Source organism: Bifidobacterium dolichotidis, assembly GCF_003951975.1.
Taxonomy (GTDB): Bacteria; Actinomycetota; Actinomycetes; order Actinomycetales; family Bifidobacteriaceae; genus Bifidobacterium; species Bifidobacterium dolichotidis.
Genome location: NZ_QXGM01000001.1, coordinates 680,992 through 700,210, shown reverse-complemented (window position 1 = coordinate 700,210; position 19,219 = coordinate 680,992). Strand labels below are relative to the sequence as shown.

Below are 19,219 nucleotides of genomic sequence, written 5' to 3'. Positions count from 1 at the left end.
AAAAAGAAATTGAATTGTTCTGTTGAATTATGAATTGATTCAGTTATCGGTTTCTTGAATTTTCGGTTTTTCAATTGTGTTGTATTCAATTTTTCAAGTGTGCTGTTCCATTGACATATACAGTCTTTCGAACGCGCAGACACCAGTTTTTTAAACTGCATGCTGCTGTCTATTCAGTTATGGTGCGCTTCCTCAAGTCGCGTCTTTGTTAAGTTATATACCTATTCAATTTTGGGGGTTTCAATTATTAGTTATTGCTGCACTTGCTGCGCGAGGTCAGCAATAGTTACTTGGGCTAATACGTTCTCTAACGAATGGTAAGAATCATCTAACACTTCGTCGAGAAGCTTATGCATCTGTTGAGCTAGTGCATCCTTAGGATTGAGCTCATGAAAATGGAAGAATCCATCATCATCAACTGCATGCACGGCTACAAAAACATCCAGTAACGTGATATCAGTGTCTGGTTGGGCCAGCGTTGCACCGCCCGTTCCGCGCACCACATTAATCAGACCACTTGTTTTCAATTGTTGAATAAGTCGCCTAATAACAACAGGGTTCGCATTCACACTTTCAGCGAGCATAGTGCTCGTGACTTTGCTGTGCTCTTCATACACATCAATGGCTACAAGTACATGCACTGCCATAGTGAATCGACTTGATATCTGCATACCCCCTATTGTAAGCATGAATGGCACAATTACCGCACGGTCTCACCTGTTGAATCTCATTTCTATGTTCACTCTCAGAAAAGCGCATACTTATAATTGAAAGCAAAGCACTCAATCAACAGTAAAGAAATCATTGTGTAGACCAGTATTTTTTGGCTGCATCAGTTCATGATTTCTGTAAGGAGTTTTGTTATTATAGGTCAACCGAAAATTCATCGATTCCAGTACCTTGCAACAGCTTTTATTTCGCTGCTGCTTATGGGCCTTGTCTATTCTTGGTCCCTTTTTGCTGATCCTATTCAGCAAGATTTTGGATGGGATAGCACCCAAACCTCATTTATTTTTACGTTGTCAATGATTTTTATGAGCATTGGCATGGTTGTTGCTGGCATTCTTGAGAAGCACTTCTCAAGGCGCACTCTTATGGTTGCGACCGGCGTACTGCTCGGCGGTGGCTTTATTGCAGCGGCCTTCGCTAGCAATCTCTTAACGATGTATGTTGCCTATGGTGCTATTGCCAGCTTCGGCTCCGGCATGGGCACTGATGTAGTTATGGCAACTGTATTGAAGTGGTATCCAGATAAGTCCAGCATGGCCTCAGGTGGCATGCTTATGGGCTTTGGTATGGGTTCCTTCTTACTTAGCCCATTCGTAGATATGCTGTTAACCACCATGGGTTGGCGGCAGACCTTTATTCTGCTGGGTATTGCATTTATTGTCATTATGGTGATTACCGCTGCAATTGTGCATGCGCCATCATCGGAAACTGAGCGTCAGCTCCGTCAGCTTGTTACCGCGGGATCTTCGAAGCCAGTGCATAATTACAGGCCTGCACAAATGGTTGGCCGACCAGCATTCTGGTACTTCTTTATTTGGCTGATTTTAATTACCTCAGGTGGCTTAGCTCTAATTAGCCAGGCAGTTCCTGCAGCCGATGCTGTGCTCGCCGTGCATCCAATTGGTGATGCAGCAACGATGTCACTGCTGGCTACGTTAGCTATGGGCGCGGTTTCACTGTGCAATGGTTTCGGCCGTCTACTCAATGGTGTGGTGTGGGAACGTTTCGGATATCGTGCCAGCGTTTTTGGCATTTCGATTATGTTCTTGGCATCTATGCTGATTAGCGGCATTGCTATGCAAGTCAATAGTTATTGGCTTATTGTGCTGGGATTCGTGCTCTTAGGTCTTGCCTACGGTGGCTCCATGGCCAGCATGGCAAGTATGGCCAGCGAATTCTTTGGACCAAAGCACTTTGCTATTAACTATGCAATTTCTGTGCTCGAGCTCATTCCGTCCGCATTTATTGGACCAATGATTATTTCGAGTGTGCAGCAAACTACGGGATCCTTTATTACCGCATTCTGGATCTTCTTGGTCTTTGGCGTTATTGGATTAGGTCTTGCGTTTATTATTCGCGAACCTCGTACGCCTAAGGAAATGCGCAAGGCCGAATATGCGCGTGAGCGTGCTCGTAAGGCACAAGAAATTGCTGTGCTCACACAACAAGCTGCTCTGCAATTTAGTTCATTGCATATGGCTGATTCTGGTGAACTTTACGATCCAGCACAGCTTCGTGCGTATCGAGAATTGCGTAAGAAATTGGCGCGTGCTGAATATGTGGCACAGACGAAGCCTCACTCACGCAAAGCTAATGTGGCTCGCTATGAGCGCCAAGCCAATCAACGCTTTGAAGAGGCGGCTAAAAAGGCTCAAGCTCGTGCCCAGCGTGATCAGATCCGCGCCATGCGTGCAGATTTGCAAGCTCAGCGTGCACAGCTGAGGTTTGCTCGTGCAAACGAGCGTGCAGCTCTCACAGAACGTACATTCCGTCGATACGCGCTTAAGCTTGCACGCTATGACGCGGATGCTGGTACTGATTCTGACGTTAGTGCCGTTGACGGCGTCAGTACTCAAGCCTGAGCAATAATATGTGCTACTGCTTCGAGTGCAAGCTTGTAGCCAAAGAATCCGAGGCCCGTGATCGTTCCCGTAGCAACTGGTGAAATAACCGAACGCTTGCGGAACTCGTCACGTGCCGAAGGATTCGAAATATGCACTTCCATTAATGGCAGACCTGCATCACCAACCATATGAGCAGCATCGCTCAGGCCATACGAATAATGCGTAAATGCAGCAGGATTCATCACCACTGGGTATCCGTGATCTGCAGCTTCGTGCATCCAGCCAATCATTTCAGCTTCATCATCAGTCTGACGAACTTCCACCACTAAGCCGAGTTCACTGCCCCACTGTTCGCACAGTCTTGTTAGTTCGGCCAGATCTTGCTTGCCGTACACATCTGGCTGACGTACACCCAGACGGCCCAAGTTTGGTCCATTAACCACGAGTACTTTCGTCATCAGTTCCTCCTCACTATGTTTATTTCTGTCTCACGGGGCTGAACATTCCCATGTCGCATGAGCAGAAATTCAACATAATCAACGTCACAATAAATCTGCTGTTTTTAGTCCTGCACAAAACGGAAGGCGTCTTCAACAGCGTCAGCAGGTGGATCGACCAAACGCGTGGCATGACCAATTTCATCAACAACAACGAAACGCAACGTATTGCCGCGAGCTTTTTTATCTCGATGCATAACAGCAAGCACGTCGTCGAACGAACGGTGATGCCAAGTCGTTGGCAGACCCAACGACTCAAGCAGCTCGATCATATCGTCGACGAATGCGGTATCTACAAAGCCCGTTAAACGAGACAGCTCCGCCGCGTAAACCATGCCGACGGCAACGGCGTTACCGTGGCGCCAACGGAAGTGCTCGAGTTGCTCAATAGCGTGGCCGAATGTGTGACCATAGTTGAGGAACTCACGCAAACCAGCCTCACGCAGATCAGCGCTGACATGACGTGCCTTCACACGAACCGTACGCTCAATCAGCTCGGCGACAACAGGCTCAAGATCCGAACCCAAGAACGACGCTCCATCAAAGTTGCGTAGTTCTTCGGCATGATCGCGCAGAATGTTCAGAATTTCTGGATCGCCGATATAACCAGACTTCACTACTTCGCCAAGGCCCTCGATGAAAATATCGTTTGGCAATGTAGTTAGCGTTTGCAGATCAGCGAGCACACCGGCTGGCGTATAGAACGAACCAACCAAGTTCTTACCCTGAGGCGTATTAATACCAGTTTTACCGCCTGTAGAAGCATCAACCATAGCGAGTAGCGATGTTGGGCAGTTCACATAGTGTACGCCACGCATCCAAGTTGCAGCCACAAAACCAGCCAAATCGGTGCAAGCACCGCCGCCAATGCCAACAATGGCATCAGAACGTGTGAAGCCTTCGTTACCGAGGCGTTCCCAAATCCCGTTGGCTACCTCAATGGTTTTACCCATTTCAGCGTCTGGAATCACAATGTCCAACACGTCGTAGCCAGCTTGACGCAGCAGCGTTCGAGCATGATCACTATGACGACGAACCGATGTGGTATGAATTAGCGCGACGCGCACAGGACCAGAGCCGAGCACGTGTGGCAGCTGTGCCAAAGCACCTTCACCGATTTGCACATCGTAATCCTCAATGCCCTCACCCGTGACATGCACGATACGTTCGTTAATCACGTCAATCATCCTTTCCGCTGCACGAATTGGCGACATACTATGCGTGCGCACAATGACGTTGGCCAGCTTGGTATAGGTAGGATCTCGTTCAACAAACAGCTTGCGCCAACGCGCATTGGCATCGCCATGCAGCATTGGACGGCCACCACCACGGTTAGCACGTTCCATTGCTTCTTCTGGATGTGCCATTAAATACACAACCTTGCCACCGTGCTGCTTGTACTCTTTAAGTGCATCCTGAATGGCTGGTGTCATTGGAGCGCCACCGCCAAGTGCAAAAATGCCTCGGAAATGCTTGAGATATGAGCAGACAATATCGCGCTCTACTTCACGAAAAGCAGGTTCACCATGCTCGGCGAAATAGTCAGGGATGCTCATATGAATGCGATGCTCAATAACATGATCAGCATCAGCAAATGGAAGTCCAAGCATATGAGCAGATTCTTTGCCGATTCGCGTTTTTCCGGCGCCCATCATGCCAATAATAACGGCTGCTGGTCGCTCAATACGATGCGAATGATGACGATGATTATGGGTGCGACGAGTATTTCGTGCCAAGTGGGTCCTGCTTTCGCGGGGTTTGTGCGGTTGCGTGGGTTCGGTTTTCCCTACCTACGCGACCGCATTTGAGTACGTCTTTGCTGCTGAGCAAGTCAAGTTTTTGTGTCAGCTTCTAGTATCAGCTACTAGTCTCAGCTACTATTTCAGCGCATGTGCTCTGGCCAAGAAGCCAAGTAATGCTCAATGTTGGCGCGCGTTTCTGCAACGCTATCGCCACCAAACTTCTCGAGTACGTACTTGGCCAGCGTCAAACGAACCATGGCTTCGGCAACAACTGCTGCAGCTGGTACTGCTGTGCTGTCAGAACGCTGGTTAATTGCCTGAGCTGCCGAACCATCGGTGACGTCAATCGTGTTCAGTGCACGTGGAATCGAAGGAATTGGCTTCATTGCAGCGCGTACAATAATTGGCTCACCATCAGACATACCGCCTTCAATGCCGCCAGCGCGATTCGTCAGTCGCTGAATACGACCATCAGTACCCAGCGTCATCTCATCATGGGCCTGCGAACCTGGACGCATAGCCTCAAGGAAGCCATCGCCAATTTCTACACCCTTAATGGCCTGAATGCCCATAACTGCAGAAGCCAGAGCTGCGTCCAAACGACGATCAGACTCTACATACGTGCCAACGCCAGCAGGCATGCCATAGGCAATAACCTCAATAACACCGCCCAACGTATCAGCATTCTTCTTGGCTTCATCGATGCGCTGCATCATTGCCTGTTCTGCCTTAGCATCAAGCGTGCGCACAGGAGAAGCATCAAGCTTCTCCAGATCATCTGGCGTTGGACGCAGTGCCTGCGAAATCTCAGTAATACCAGCGCCGCCAATCGACAGCACATGGCTGACCGTGCGAATACCGCAGACCTGCTCAAGGAACTTGCCAGCAACGCAGCCCAGTGCTACACGCGATGCCGTCTCACGAGCACTCGAACGCTCGAGTACAGGACGAGCATCGTCAAATCCATACTTACGCATACCAGTCAGGTCAGCGTGACCTGGACGAGGGCGCGTTAATGGTGCATTACGGCCCGAGCGTTCCAGCTCATGATCGAGTGGATCAGCGCTCATCACCTCGGTCCACTTTGGCCATTCTGTATTGCCAATTTCAATAGCAATTGGCGAACCGAGCGTAGAACCATGACGCACACCCGTCAGCAGACGCACTTGATCCTGTTCAAACTTCATACGTGCACCACGGCCGTAACCAAGACGGCGACGAGCCAGAGCATCCACAACATCTTGCGTCGTAATTTCTACTCCAGCAGGCAGGCCTTCAATCATGGCAACCAATGCCTCACCATGTGATTCCCCCGCTGTTTGCCAACGCAACATGCCAACTCCTTTGATTAAGACGAAAACTGGGGCCTATTGTAACAGCATGAACACGGTAGCTATAGCCCCCGGTTTGATATGTGCGCTGACGGCGTGCGTTACGGATATACGCGCGCTGCGAGTCCCCCGTGCCGTCATTGCCGCGGGGCTCGTGCTGCAGACACTCACGTTCGTAGGTTTAGCACTGTGCAACATCTTGAGTTGGCAGGTGCTTGCGAATGCTTGTTTTGGCTTAATTTCTGCCGTTACGTTGCAATATCTACTCGCCCGCTGCGTACCTGGTGCACTCGGCTTTGGCGATATAACAGCAGTGCTGTTATTGGGCTTTATTATGGGTCCGTTTGGACTGAGTGCATTCGTTTTGTGGTGGTTTTGTATGGCTTTATATGCTGGCACATTCATACTCATAGCGAAGCGACTGCAACACCGTGATGTTATTGCTTATGTGCCAGTTATGACAATGGCAGCAATAACCGCCATACTGGGTTATTGCTGCCATCTGATCTAAATCTATGGGGCTGTTGTTTTAGTTAGCACCCGGATTGGTTGTTTTGTACTCGTGCACAAATTCTTGGAACTGTGCGTCGCTATCGGTGAACTTCGTTTCACCTGTTTGCAAGTTCGTAGTGACGAAGTACAACCAGTTGCCTTCTTCTGGATGTAATGCTGCACTGATGGCGTTGTCACCAGGATTGCTAATTGGTGTTGGTGGCAGACCCTTATGCAAACGAGTGTTATATGGATTCGAATCGTCATTGAGCTGATCGTTGGTCAGCTGGTTAGCCTTAATACCAAGGCCATACGCGACGGTGGTATCCATGCCGAGTGACATATCGTGTTCAAGACGGTTGTCAATAACGCGCGTGACCTTGCCATAGTATTCTGGCTTATTCACTTCTGCTTCAGCAATAGAAGCAATGGTCAGAATGCGTTCACGCTCTTCACCCTGCGGTACGCCCAACTCATTAAGACGAGCAATACGAGCATCAACCATCTTCTTGAGTAGTACTGCGGCATCCTTCGTCGATGCGGCATCGTACATGCCAGGTTCGAGCCAGCCTTCATACGAACCCTTGGCTTCAGCAGGCAAAATACCTTGACCCTTTTCGTTAAGAACCTTCTGGAAATCAGTTTCAGGAAGACCAGAAATCTTTGCTGCATTAGCAATAACTTCGCTGACGCGCTCGCCTGCGCGAACATCAACCATGCCGCCTGCATTTTGCGGGTTCGACAGTACCTTAGCTGCTTCTGAAGCAGACATCTCATACTTCATAGCAAACGTGCCTGGATACATCGTCATCTCATTCGATGCCACCAAAGACGTAAAGACTGCAGCCGATTTAATAATGCCTTCGTTCTGCAGATTCTTAGCAATAACGTCAGCACCCTGACCAGACTTCACCGTGAATTGAATACTGCCATGGCCCGGACCAGAGAAATCCTGAAGAGAAGACGACGACGAACGGTCATGGAAGAAATGGCTGACTTTCGTCACGCCGAAACAAGCGCCGCCAACTAATAACCCAGTAACGGCAACGCAGCTGACAACAGTAATTAAGCGCTTCCTCTTGCGTGCCTTACGCTGCTTACGCATCATACGGCGTGAGCGCGGCGGTTCTGGAGGCAGTGCAGAAGACGGTTGACCAGACTGATCTGATGAGGATTGTCCATCTTCCCAGACTGTGTTCTGTTCAAAGAAATCGTGGAAATCCTCGCCAGTCACTGATTGGCTCCCTTTGTTTGTTCGTCTGAATTACTGGAAGACACGTTACGCGAATGATTTGCAGCATCAAGAGCTGATTGCAAAATCTCCACAGCTGACTGTTGATCAACAACAGCACGGTGATTGCGGCTGCTTACCTGAGCATCACGAAGACGTCGATGAGCATCAACAGTCGTTAAGCGTTCATCTGACAGCGTAACATCAGGCATAACGGTAATTCCACTCAGTGGATCATTCACTTCTTGAACGAGACGATGTATCAATTCTTGCGTCCAGGCACGTGCTTTATGAGCACTGGCGCCCTCTGCCCCATTGAGCTGTAATGGCAAGCCAACCACTACATGATCAACGTGCTCGTCTTCAATAATGTTCAAGATTTCATCATATTCAAGGCCGTAATTGCCTCGAACTTCAATATTTCCGGCTGGATAAGCCATGCGACATTGCGGGTCGGATAGCGCTGTGCCAATGCGTGCATTGCCTAAATCAACGCCAAGCCAAACCATAGGCTTATCCTCCACTCGAACTCTCCTTAGCGCATTGCAACTGCGCTCAACGTTCTCTAGCCTAGCAGCTTTGTAAGCCCAATACACAAAAAGCCCCGCTTCGTAGCATTCCTTTGGCTACGAAAACGGAGCTTTTTGATGTTTTTATTAGCGCTTCAAATTGGAATTGTCCAATTTCTCAGGCGGTTGTTCAGGCCTTGAGCACCTGAGCCTTCAGGCCCGACAGAGCTTCGTCGATCTTCGAAGCGTCGGAGCCACCACCCTGAGCGAAGTCTGGCTTGCCGCCGCCGCCACCGCCGAGCGTCTTAGCAGCTGCGCTCACAAGAGCGCCTGCCTTAATACCCTGCTCACGTGCGGCTTCGTTCGTTGCCACAGCGATCATTGGCTTATCTTCTTCAGACAGACCAGCAAGAGCCACAACAACAGGCTTGTCGTTGCCCAAGCGGGAACGAACATCCATTGCCGTCTTGCGCAGTGCGTCGAACGAGCCGAAGTGGCCGACGTTCTTTGCTGCCACGAGCACAGCGTCATTAGCCTGCTTCGTGTTCTGCACGAGCTCTGGCACCGAAGCTGCCAGCTGCGACTCGTACATTGCAGCCAGACGACGATCGGATTCCTTGAGCTTGTTGAGCAGCGTGTTCACGCGGTCAGCGAGTTCATCTGGACGAGCGTTGAGCTTGTCGGACAGCTGCGACACGAGTGCGTGCTCACGTGCACCGTACTCGTAAGCGTTCTGGCCGACGAGTGCATCAACACGACGCACACCCGAACCAATCGAAGCCTCAGACATGATGTTGATCTGGCCGATCTTGCCGGCGTAATCCACGTGCGTACCACCGCAGAGCTCGCGGCTCCAGCCGTCGTCACCAATCGTAACCACGCGGACGATATCGCCGTACTTCTCGCCGAACAGGTGCATAGCACCCAGAGCGATTGCATCGTCGAACTTCATCTCTTGCGTCGTCACGCGCAGGTTGTCGCGCAGACGATCGTTAACGCGAGCCTCAACCGAGTTCATGAGGTCCTTGCTTGGAGCGCTCGACCACTGGAAGTCGAAGCGCAGACGGTTAGGAGCATCCTCAGAACCACGCTGGGTTGCGTGTGGGCCAAGCTCTTCACGCAGTGCCTTGTGCACAATGTGCGTTGCCGTGTGAGCACGAGCAATTGCGCCACGACGCTCAATATCGATTGTTGCCGTCACATCAGCACCAACCACGAGCGTGCCTTCAACCAGGCGGCACTGGTGCACGATCAGGTCCTTAATTGGCTTCTGTACATCGTCCACTTCAAGCACAGCGCCATCGTCAGCCAGAATCGTACCTTCATCAGCAAGCTGGCCGCCAGCCTCTGCATAGAATGGCGTGCGATCCAGAATGACCTCAACATTGGCAGGAGCGGTGACTGCAGGAACGGAGCCCTCGCCTTCCTTCATGATGCCGAGAACGCGAGAACGCGTGCTGACCTCGGTGTAGCCCTCGAACACGATTGGAGCTTCAAGCGTCTTCTTGAAGTCGTCGTATTCGCTCAGATCCACGTTGTGACGCTTCTTCAGAGCATCCTGACGTGCACGGGACTTCTGCTCGTTCATGAGCTCGCGGAACTTAGCCTCATCGACCTTCACGCCCTGCTCAGCAGCCATCTCGAGCGTCAGCTCGATTGGGAAGCCATACGTATCGTGCAGCTGAAATGCCGTATCACCCGTCACCACTGCAGGCTTCGTCTCGTCAGCGTTCTGATCCTTAGCCTTCTTAACAGCCATATCGAAGATTTCGATACCGTTGCTCAGCGTGCGACGGAATGCATCTTCCTCACCGTAAGCAGCCTCAGACACGTCCTTGAACGTTTCAGCGAGCTCTGGGTAGTTAGGCTCCATAGCAGCTTCAGACACTGGCAGCAGCTGTGGCATAACAGCATCTTCGTAGCCGAGCACACGCATTGCCTCAACCGTACGACGGATCAGACGGCGCAGCACATAGCCACGACCTGCGTTGCTTGGACGCACGCCATCGCTCATAATCATCAGTGCCGAACGCACGTGATCAGCCACAACGCGGAACTTAACATCAGCCTCGTTGTTCGTGCCGTACTTAATGCCCGTGATCTTCTCGCAAGCTTCGATAACTGGGTAAACCTCATCGGTTTCGTAGATGTTCTGCTTGCCCTGCAGCAGGTAAGCCACACGCTCGAGGCCTGCACCCGTATCAATGTTCTTGTGAGCCAGTTCGCCAGCAATGTGCAGATCCGTCTTGGACTTGACATTGTCAACGAGGTAGTTCTCGAACACAAGATCCCAAATCTCAATGAAGCGGTTTTCGTCGGCAATTGGGCCGCCGTCAACGCCAAATTCAGGACCGCGATCAACGTAAATCTCGGAGCAAGGACCGCCAGGGCCAGGGCCACCGGTCGTCCAGAAGTTATCCTCCATACCCAGAATCTGGATATGCTCAGGATCGACGCCCTCGTTCTTCCACATCGAACGAGCTTCATCATCGTCGGTGAACGTCGTCATCCACAGCTTGTCCTTATCAAAGCCCCAACCGCCTTGATCCTGTGGCGTGGTCAGCAGCTGATAAGCAAAGTGGATGGCTTCTTCCTTGAAGTAGTCACCAAACGAGAAGTTACCGAGCATCTGGAAGAACGTGCCGTGACGCGTCGTCTTACCGACTTCGTCAATATCGAGCGTACGCACGCACTTCTGGTTCGATGCCATTCGACGACGAGGTGGGGTCTGCTCACCCATCAGATAAGGAATGAACGGCACCATACCGGCAATCGTAAACAGCGTGGTGGGGTTCGGAGAAATCAGCGAAGCAGAAGGCACAATTAAGTGGCCCTGCTTATCAAAGTAGTTCAGGAATCGCTTTGCGATCTCAGCTGTACGCATGGTTGGTTGTGAATCCTTAATCTATGATGCCGGAATATTGCTTGTTGAGTTGAGCTTCACGTGTGCGCTGTGCAGTCTTAAATTCAGCCACAAGGCTTTCTAATGTGCGCATGCCCACATGATCTTGGTCTGGTCCGAGCACAAACTGGCGGGCTTTATCGGGGGTATTCGCTTTCACGAATGCTTGAGCCTTACTCACGATCATAACGCCAGTGATAATACCAAGGCCAATCCAAAGTAGTCGCTTGAACATCAGGCCTCCTTGGTTTCTGCAGCGTCCGTTGCTGGAGTCGAGTTCTTCGAATCCATGAACGAACGAGCCGTCTGCTTGACTGCATAGAACACTGATGCAATCTTAATAACAGGCTTGCCAAGGAAGGAGCCATACAGATTCGTCAAGGCACCAATATTATTTGCTGTGGTCGAGGCAGCTGAAGAGATGTCATTAACATCAGCCAATGATTTGTTGACTTGCTTAACGGTGGTAACACCCTCGTCAAGCGCTGGAATCGCATGATCCCCAGTTTGCTTTACCGTTTCGGCAATTTGATCAAACAATTTACCAAGACGAATTAGCGGGTAGATGAGGAAGCCTGCGAGTACCGCAAACACAATTGCGGCAATCAGACCTGCGATTTCACCAACACCCATCTCGTATACCTCTTTTCACTAGAGAAGTGTAAAGCTTAGACTTCACACTCGTAGCTACCGATTCACAGTAGCTAAATGCTAAGACTCAAGCCTAGCGAAGACTGCACTCATTACGCCAGAATCTTAACCACAGTTATTTCACAGTATGAATTCAGTGAAGCTCGTTATAGATTTGTACAGTTACGGCTTCATCTAACGGTTTTTCGAAGTCCACGTCAAGCCATGTATGCGAACCATTACGTGGTCGAACTGACAGATCATAGCCAGCAGGGGCAAAACGCTGCATCAAACTTAAGAGCGTGTTGCCGTGTGAGATTTGTAACACATGGTCGCCGTCATGTAACTGTGGGTTACTCGCAATCAGTGCAAAACCACCTTCTACACGATGCCAGTATTCTGCATCGGATTCTGCATCATGGAATGGATCAGCAGCTTTCAAGAAGTCTCGCGTTGCTGCAAGACCATACTGCTCCACAATGGCGTTGTATGAAGGAGCGCCGTGAGGACCTCCTGCTGCCGTCCATGCCAGCGACGCGTCTTGTCCTTCAAAGTATCCATAGAACTGCTCACGGAAGTGCATATCACTGATGAGTTCTGGACGCTTGTGCCCATTCTGCTCGTTCACATCAAGAATGCGCTGGGCTGTCATCTGTGCTCGCGTAGTGTCCGAACAGTACGCTGCTGCAAAGTCAATATCCTGCAGCATGTGTGCAGCTTTATCTGCGTCCGCCATGCCCGATGCTGTCAGTGGTGAGTTCGACCATCCCTGCAGTCTGTTGTATCGGTTAAAGAATGTTTGGCCATGCCTAATTAAGTGCAAATGAATAAGCATATTTTTGATTATTGCACGTGCTACAAATACGAGCAAAGCCCCGCGAAAAAATCGCGAGGCTTTGTCGGTATGTATGTCCTTATGCTGTATTGATCTACAGTAAGTGGATCCAGATCAGCGGGCGTAGAATTCGACCACGTACTGGATGTTCACCTGAACAGGGATCTCCTCTGCTTCAGGCTTGCGCGTCAGAGTTGCCTTGAGGGAAGGCAGGTTCACGTCCAGGTAGCCTGGGACTGGTGGCAGCACGTCGCGGTGCACGCCCTCAGCGGCGATCTGGAATGGAACCATCGTCTGGCTCTTTGGCTTGACCTGGATGGTCTGGCCTGGCTTGACGCGGTAGGATGGACGATCCACGATGTTGCCGTCAACGAGGATGTGACGGTGAACCACGAACTGACGAGCCTGTGCGGTCGTGCGAGCGATGCCTGCACGAAGGACGAGAGCGTCAAGGCGGGTCTCAAGATCAGTCAGCATAGCGTTACCGGTCTGGCCGGCGGTGTGCGTGCCCTTCTCGTAAGCAGCGCGCAGCTGCTTCTCCGAGATGCCATACTGTGCGCGCAGACGCTGCTTCTCGCGCAGACGCACTGCGTAATCGGACTCAGTACGACGACGGGTACGACCATGCTCACCTGGAGCATATGGACGCTTTTCGAAAATGCGCTGAGCCTTTGGGGTCAGTGCAATGCCCAGGGCGCGGGAAAGACGCACCTGACGGCGGGAACGCTGAACGTTCGTCATTATAAATAATCCTTTGTTTAATCTGTCGTTGTCTGAACGGAACGAATAGATCAGAAACTACCGCAGCAATTCCCGCTATTCGCTGAGTCGGCCTCTCCAGTGCTTCATCGTGCCGCAACACGAACGGCCAATCATGGCCGCCGACCCACTGATGGGCTGTGACTCCAGACAGTGCATTCATGAAGAACGCACCAGCGTAATAGATTACACCAATGCGTGGATGAAAAACTCTAGAGCTTTTCGATTGGAGCCATGCGAAGCATCAGGCGCTTGACACCATCAGAACCAAAGTCAACAGTCAGTACGGAATTTGGACCTTTATCTTGTGTATCGATAACGGTGCCAAGACCGAACTTATCGTGCGTCACCTTGTCGCCTACATGGAAGTCAGCAATATTGAGGCCATTGTTATTAGCCAAGGCTGATGCTGGCTTAATCGAAGCAGACTTAGCAACCTTACGAGTGGTTACCTTGCCAGAGTGGCCGCTGCCGCGAGACGATCCATACGATGATCCGTGAGATCCGTATGACGATCCACGAGAACCGTACGAGCCACGCGAAGACCTAGAACCATATGACGCACCATACGAAGATCCACCATAGGAAGAACGACCGTACGATGAACTGCCGTAAGAAGAGCCACCATAAGAACCGCCGTATGAACCAGAACGACGTCCCTGAGCGTCGTAATCGTGAGCGGCAGTGCGTGGAGCGGCGGAACCGAATGTAGAACCACCGAACGTGTAGCCCTGTGGCTCATCCTCTACCCAACCGCCGAACTCGTCGTCATCATTGGACCAGCTCGAGCGCATACGCTCCATACCAGCTTCGCGACGCTTCCAATCAATAAGCTCGTCTGGAATTTCGTCGAGGAACTGGCTTGGCATCATCTCATTAGCCTGGCCCCACTGCGCACGAACGGCAGCGCGCGTCACATAGAGATGCTGCTTGGCACGAGTAATACCCACATACGCAAGGCGACGCTCTTCACTAAGTTCGGAAGCGTCTTCCATAGCACGTGAGTGAGGGAACGTACCCTGCTCCATACCTGTTAAGAACACGACTGGATACTCGAGGCCCTTAGCCGTATGCAGCGTCATCAACGTCACCTTGCCGCTGTCCTCGTGCTCCCCTGGCAGCTGATCACTGTCAGCCACCAATGCCGTGGTTTCCAAGAAGCCAGCCAACGAAGCATCAGGCGTATTCTGCTCATACTCAGCAGCAACCGACTGTAACTGCGACAAATTCTCAACACGAGAGGCGTCCTGAGGATCCTCGGACTTCTGCAGCTCCTCGAGCATGCCTGTGGCCTTAAGCACATGCGCCACAATAACCGATGGCTTAGCGTCATGCTCCTGAGCGAACTGCTTAAGCTCGAGCATCAGTTCACGGAAACGCTTCAGCGGATTTGCCGTTCGCGTCGTCATACCAGGAATCTGGTCCACGTGTTCAATACCCGACCAGAATGGCTGGTTAATTGAAGCAGCGTACGACGCCACGAGCGATTCAGCACGAGGGCCGAGACCTCGTTTTGGCACATTCAAAATACGACGCATATTGACGTTATCGGCAGGGTTCACAATGGCCTGCAGATATGCCATAGCATCTTTAACTTCGCGACGCTCATAGAACTTTGTGCCGCCCACGAGCTGATATGGCACATGAGCGCGGATCAAGCCTTCCTCAAGCGCACGCGACTGAGCGTTTGCGCGATACATAATCGCAATATTGCTAAATGGCACGCCTTCTTCGCCATTCAGACGCAGAATTTCTTGTGCAATCCAATGCGCCTCTAGCTGTGCATTATCAGCTGCATAGCCCGTAATACGCTCGCCCTGACCAAGAGCCGTCCACAGCTTCTTTGGCTTACGGCCCTCATTATGCGAGATAACAGCGTTTGCAGCATCCAGAATTGTTTGCGTCGAACGATAGTTCTGCTCGAGCATAATCGTGCGAGCATTCGGGAAGTCTTTTTCGAAGTCCTGAATATTCGAAATATCAGCACCACGGAACGCATAAATGGACTGATCAGAATCACCAACAACAGTAACCGATGCCTGTGGGCGGCCACCTGCCTTAGCCTGATCAATGCCAGCCAGTTCACGAATTAACACGTACTGAGCGTGGTTCGTATCCTGATACTCGTCAACGAGAATAAAGCGGAAACGTGAGCGATAGTAATCGGCCACGTCCTTATCGGTTTGCATGAGCTCGACCGTACGCATAATCAGATCGTCGAAGTCCACTGCGTTAGCAAGCTTCAAACGATGCTGGTATTCGGCGTACATCACGGCGTACAGCTCTTCAACATTGCCTACGCGACCGAATTGATAACCGCGCATACCTGGCTTGTAATCAGCCGCATAAGTAGCGAGCTGCGTCTGCCAGCTGATGAGCTGGTTCTTGTAATCGCTAATACGACCCAGAATGCTACGTGGCGTATAGCGCTTAATGTCTACGTTGAGATCGGTAGCAATGAGCTTAATCAGACGCTCTGCATCAGCCGTATCGTAAATCGAGAAGCCTGATTCGAGGCCAATCGAAGCACCATTACGGCGCAGAATACGCACGCATGCCGAGTGGAATGTAGAGACCCACATGCGTTGTGCCACTGGGCCAATTAACGTCTCAAGACGTTCACGCATCTCTGCCGCTGCTTTGTTCGTGAACGTAATAGCCAGAATCTGGCTTGGCCATGCACCGAACTGGCTCAGGATCCATGCAATGCGGCGCGTCAGCACACGCGTTTTACCTGAGCCTGCGCCTGCACCAATGAGTAAAGCAGGACCTTCATATTGCACAGCCATTGCTTGCCGTTCATTGAGGTCGCCGATAAGTTCTTGCGGGGAACGCGTGATGACTCCGGGGTCTTGCACGGATGCAAATCCTTTCCAGCAGTGATATCTAACTCGAAGCAGTTTACGCTACCGTCTCCATCTGCGCATCTAGCCAACAGCATGAACTTGGCTTGAGTACAAAAAGAATCAGGCGTTTCGTTACGGTTACGGTAACGAAACGCCTGATATCTGTTGCGCAGCTACTTAAGCTTGCGCAGTGTTGCTGCTGGTTAGGCTTGCATATGTGCCGCAAATGGACCGCCGAACCATGGTGTGTAGGTCACTGCTACACAGACCAAGAAGGCCACAACAATAATTGCGAACACAATATTGGCCCAGTCTTCGCTCATATGCTTAAAGGCCTGGCAAATCAGCGGATACAGCAGCCACACATAGACCATGGCCACAATGCCAATGAAGAAATCATTGACGATCCAGCCTTGGTTCAAAATATTGCCTGGAAGCACCGAGTTATCCCAGAATGGGTAGACGCCCTGTGCGTCTGGCTGATTAATAATCAGGCCAATACCCGTTTCGAGCACGGCTGCCAATGCCACCATAATGATGAACGATTCGAGCAGTGCGCCACCAAGTGTTTTACGTCGTCGAATAATCCATTCTTTGAGTGGCTCAACAATCAACGTCATGGCTACAGCGCCAATGCCGTAGACCCAATATGGCACGAACCATGGGTCATGCCATACGGCATAGTCGTCGGAGACAATGCCAAACATATTGTTCATTGCTGTGCAGTATGGGATCTCAAGCCAGTGGCCAACGAGAGAGAATACTGCGAGGCACACAATCAGCGTGCGCCAGAAAAACCAAGTGCGTGGCTGGTAGTAGCCCGACTCAGCTTTGAGTAGTGTGGTACGTTCAGTTCGCATTCATGCCTGTCTATTGTTGCTTACTATTTTTTCTTATTTGTTCAACCGTTACGTTTATTGGTGTTATTCCCGGTGTTTTTCTTTTTATTACTGTGTTTGCTCATAAGGGAAAGATCTGCCACATTTGGTTTATTCTCGCTACGCTCGTTCGTAATTACCGATGTTTCTGTGCCGCATGAGTAAGGAGTTTTCATGAGCCAGCCTACGGTGTTATTTGTTATTGGATCATTGCGTAAGCAGTCGTTTAATCGTCAGCTCGCACGCGTTGCTGAAGAACTTATTGGCGATCGTGCTCATGTGGAATGGCTTGACTATACCGATGTGCCATTTATGAACCAAGACATCGAATTCCCTACTCCAGAATCTGTGGCTCGCGTACGTGAAGCAGTGGATCATGCTGACGCACTGTGGATGTTCTCTCCAGAAAATAACCATGCAATTCCTGCTGTGTTAAAGAACCTTATTGATTGGTTGAGCCGTCCAACATCTTCTGATTCGCAGTCCCCTGCTGTTGCTGCCAATAAGCTGGTTACTTATTCCAGCTGCGCAGGCCGTTCTCGTGGTCACTACATGATGGGTGATCTCAACGAAGTGCTGCGCTTTATTGGTATGCATGTTATGGACACAACAACAACGGGTGTTGAGCTTGATGGCCAAGCATTTATGTCGAATATGCTCGATTTGAAGCCTGATGAGATGGAAGCTTTGAAGGCTCAAGCAGATGAGCTGCTGGATGCTATTGCTTCCAAATGATGTGGCACTGAAGTAGTCCCTATACCTGTTCGGTTACATCATCTATCAACTCTCTTATAGCGTTGCGAAGATTCTTATATACTTCGTAGCGCTATTCTTTTTCTACAGCAACGGTTTATATAACGGTTGTACAAAGAGTTGGAAGAAGGATTCCTTATGGCTACGCCCATGGAATGGCTACTTGTTGGGTCACATGTATCGCTTGATCAGCTGGATGCAGCAAAAGAATCTACGTATGTTGATGTCAGCAGCCACACAAAATCATATTCTGCTTATGCTTGGCGTTTAGCTCTTTCCGCAGTTATTGCAACGGGTGGCATTGCTTCACAGTCTCCTGCTGTGGTGATTGGCGCTATGCTTATTGCCCCACTGATGAGCCCTATGGTAGGTACACAGTTAGCCATTGTGCTTGGTAATAAACGAGCTGTTTGGCGCACAATTTTGATGACTTGGCTTGGTGTTATTGGTGCTATTGCCATTAGCCTCGTTATTGCTGCAATGCTGCCAGTCAAAATTGATACTACGACGAATACTGAAGTGCTCGCACGCGTATCCCCTCGTCTTGTTGATTTGATTGTTGCTCTTGCTTCTGGCTTGATGGGCGCTTTGGCAGAAATTCGAGAAGATATTCCAGATACGATTACTGGCGTTGCAATTGCCGCATCATTGGTGCCACCACTATGTGTGGTTGGTATTAGCTTATATGCGCAGGATTGGCGATCCGCTGCCGGTTCTATGTTGCTGTTCCTAGCGAACTACTGCGCTATCGAATTTATGGGCATGCTTGTGTTCATTGCGCTGCATTTGGATAAGCACTTCCCACAACAAAAAGGTCTTGGCACTCGTAAATGGCGTTATATTTTCGTCATTGCTTGTGTTGCTGTAGTAGCTATGCCATTGACGTTTACGAGTTTGAATATTGCACAAAGCTCTATTAAGTCTGGCCAGGTCAAAGAGGTTGCTACACAGTGGGTACAAAACACGAATTGGTCTGTGCAAGAAGTCAAAGTGCAAGATGATGTTGCCACTGTGTATATTGATGGTGCCGATACCACACTCGATGACAGTAAATTCCTTGCTATGCTCAACGATGCACATATTTCACTGAAGGGCGCCAAGGTTGTTATTATCCCAGAATTCAGCATTGGCCCATCTGGCCAGTATGCCAATCCATCGCCAGCTACAACTCAACAATAATGCTAAAACGGCCGTATACCAGACCGTAAGTTGCGACCATAGTCCAGGTCTTGCAGCTCTGG

Annotated in this window: 17 protein-coding genes; 4 read left to right on the top strand and 13 right to left on the bottom strand. The window is 50.4% G+C overall.

From position 1 onward, the window contains the following. Positions 1 to 251: 251 nt before the first annotated feature. Positions 252 to 671, bottom strand: a complete 420-nt coding sequence (locus tag D2E26_RS02645) for an Rrf2 family transcriptional regulator (protein WP_241218834.1) — start codon at positions 669 to 671, stop codon at positions 252 to 254. A 168-nt stretch (positions 672 to 839) separates the two neighbouring features. Between D2E26_RS02645 and D2E26_RS02640 the strand changes: the two genes are divergently transcribed. Then, positions 840 to 2,591 (top strand): MFS transporter, encoded by a 1,752-nt coding sequence (locus tag D2E26_RS02640; RefSeq protein WP_125963120.1) that lies wholly within the window; start codon positions 840 to 842, stop codon positions 2,589 to 2,591. On the opposite strand, the gene D2E26_RS02635 is transcribed toward D2E26_RS02640, so the two are convergent. The 3 genes from D2E26_RS02635 to aroC all read right to left on the bottom strand — a co-directional run bounded on the left by D2E26_RS02635 (position 2,582) and on the right by aroC (position 6,146). Continuing rightward, entirely contained in the window at positions 2,582 to 3,031 is a 450-nt protein-coding gene (locus D2E26_RS02635) for a type II 3-dehydroquinate dehydratase (RefSeq protein ID WP_125963119.1), read from the bottom strand. The two genes, D2E26_RS02640 and D2E26_RS02635, sit on opposite strands and share 10 nt — an antisense overlap. A 104-nt stretch (positions 3,032 to 3,135) precedes the next feature. Continuing rightward, positions 3,136 to 4,725, bottom strand: a complete 1,590-nt coding sequence (locus D2E26_RS02630) for a bifunctional shikimate kinase/3-dehydroquinate synthase (protein ID WP_125963395.1) — start codon at positions 4,723 to 4,725, stop codon at positions 3,136 to 3,138. A 227-nt stretch (positions 4,726 to 4,952) separates the two neighbouring features. Next, positions 4,953 to 6,146: a chorismate synthase gene (gene aroC, locus D2E26_RS02625; protein WP_125963118.1), complete on the bottom strand. Its 1,194-nt coding sequence runs from the start codon at positions 6,144 to 6,146 to the stop codon at positions 4,953 to 4,955. 46 nt (positions 6,147 to 6,192) lie between these two features. On the opposite strand from aroC, the gene D2E26_RS02620 reads away from it, so the two are divergent. Next, complete coding sequence (locus tag D2E26_RS02620) at positions 6,193 to 6,654, top strand: prepilin peptidase (RefSeq protein WP_164515831.1); 462 nt, start codon at positions 6,193 to 6,195, stop codon at positions 6,652 to 6,654. An 18-nt stretch (positions 6,655 to 6,672) separates the two neighbouring features. Here the strand turns inward: D2E26_RS02620 and mltG are convergent, their stop codons facing one another. The 9 genes from mltG to D2E26_RS02575 all read right to left on the bottom strand — a co-directional run bounded on the left by mltG (position 6,673) and on the right by D2E26_RS02575 (position 17,207). Next, positions 6,673 to 7,869, bottom strand: a complete 1,197-nt coding sequence (mltG, locus tag D2E26_RS02615; RefSeq protein ID WP_125963116.1) for an endolytic transglycosylase MltG — start codon at positions 7,867 to 7,869, stop codon at positions 6,673 to 6,675. After that, complete coding sequence (ruvX, locus tag D2E26_RS02610) at positions 7,866 to 8,375, bottom strand: Holliday junction resolvase RuvX (RefSeq protein WP_125963394.1); 510 nt, start codon at positions 8,373 to 8,375, stop codon at positions 7,866 to 7,868. Before ruvX ends, mltG begins: the two co-directional genes overlap by 4 nt. Positions 8,376 to 8,565: 190 nt before the next feature. After that, positions 8,566 to 11,259: an alanine--tRNA ligase gene (alaS, locus tag D2E26_RS02605; RefSeq protein ID WP_125963115.1), complete on the bottom strand. Its 2,694-nt coding sequence runs from the start codon at positions 11,257 to 11,259 to the stop codon at positions 8,566 to 8,568. A gap of 16 nt (positions 11,260 to 11,275) precedes the next feature. Then, positions 11,276 to 11,512, bottom strand: a complete 237-nt coding sequence (locus tag D2E26_RS02600) for a hypothetical protein (RefSeq protein WP_125963114.1) — start codon at positions 11,510 to 11,512, stop codon at positions 11,276 to 11,278. Further along, complete coding sequence (locus D2E26_RS02595) at positions 11,512 to 11,910, bottom strand: DUF948 domain-containing protein (protein ID WP_125963113.1); 399 nt, start codon at positions 11,908 to 11,910, stop codon at positions 11,512 to 11,514. The genes D2E26_RS02600 and D2E26_RS02595 overlap by 1 nt, the downstream gene beginning before the upstream one ends. Positions 11,911 to 12,061: 151 nt before the next feature. Next, positions 12,062 to 12,742, bottom strand: a complete 681-nt coding sequence (locus D2E26_RS02590; RefSeq protein WP_125963112.1) for a histidine phosphatase family protein — start codon at positions 12,740 to 12,742, stop codon at positions 12,062 to 12,064. A gap of 114 nt (positions 12,743 to 12,856) precedes the next feature. After that, on the bottom strand, positions 12,857 to 13,483 hold the full coding sequence (rpsD, locus tag D2E26_RS02585) for a 30S ribosomal protein S4 (protein WP_006294053.1): 627 nt from the start codon (positions 13,481 to 13,483) through the stop codon (positions 12,857 to 12,859). Between the two features lie 230 nt (positions 13,484 to 13,713). Then, complete coding sequence (locus D2E26_RS02580; protein WP_125963111.1) at positions 13,714 to 16,359, bottom strand: ATP-dependent helicase; 2,646 nt, start codon at positions 16,357 to 16,359, stop codon at positions 13,714 to 13,716. A gap of 191 nt (positions 16,360 to 16,550) precedes the next feature. Then, a complete protein-coding gene (locus D2E26_RS02575) occupies positions 16,551 to 17,207 on the bottom strand; it encodes a putative ABC transporter permease (RefSeq protein ID WP_125963110.1) in 657 nt (218 codons plus the stop codon). 192 nt (positions 17,208 to 17,399) lie between these two features. Between D2E26_RS02575 and D2E26_RS02570 the strand changes: the two genes are divergently transcribed. Continuing rightward, entirely contained in the window at positions 17,400 to 17,960 is a 561-nt protein-coding gene (locus D2E26_RS02570) for an NADPH-dependent FMN reductase (protein ID WP_125963109.1), read from the top strand. A gap of 156 nt (positions 17,961 to 18,116) precedes the next feature. After that, positions 18,117 to 19,157 (top strand): DUF389 domain-containing protein, encoded by a 1,041-nt coding sequence (locus D2E26_RS02565; protein WP_125963108.1) that lies wholly within the window; start codon positions 18,117 to 18,119, stop codon positions 19,155 to 19,157. Positions 19,158 to 19,219: the final 62 nt, after the last annotated feature.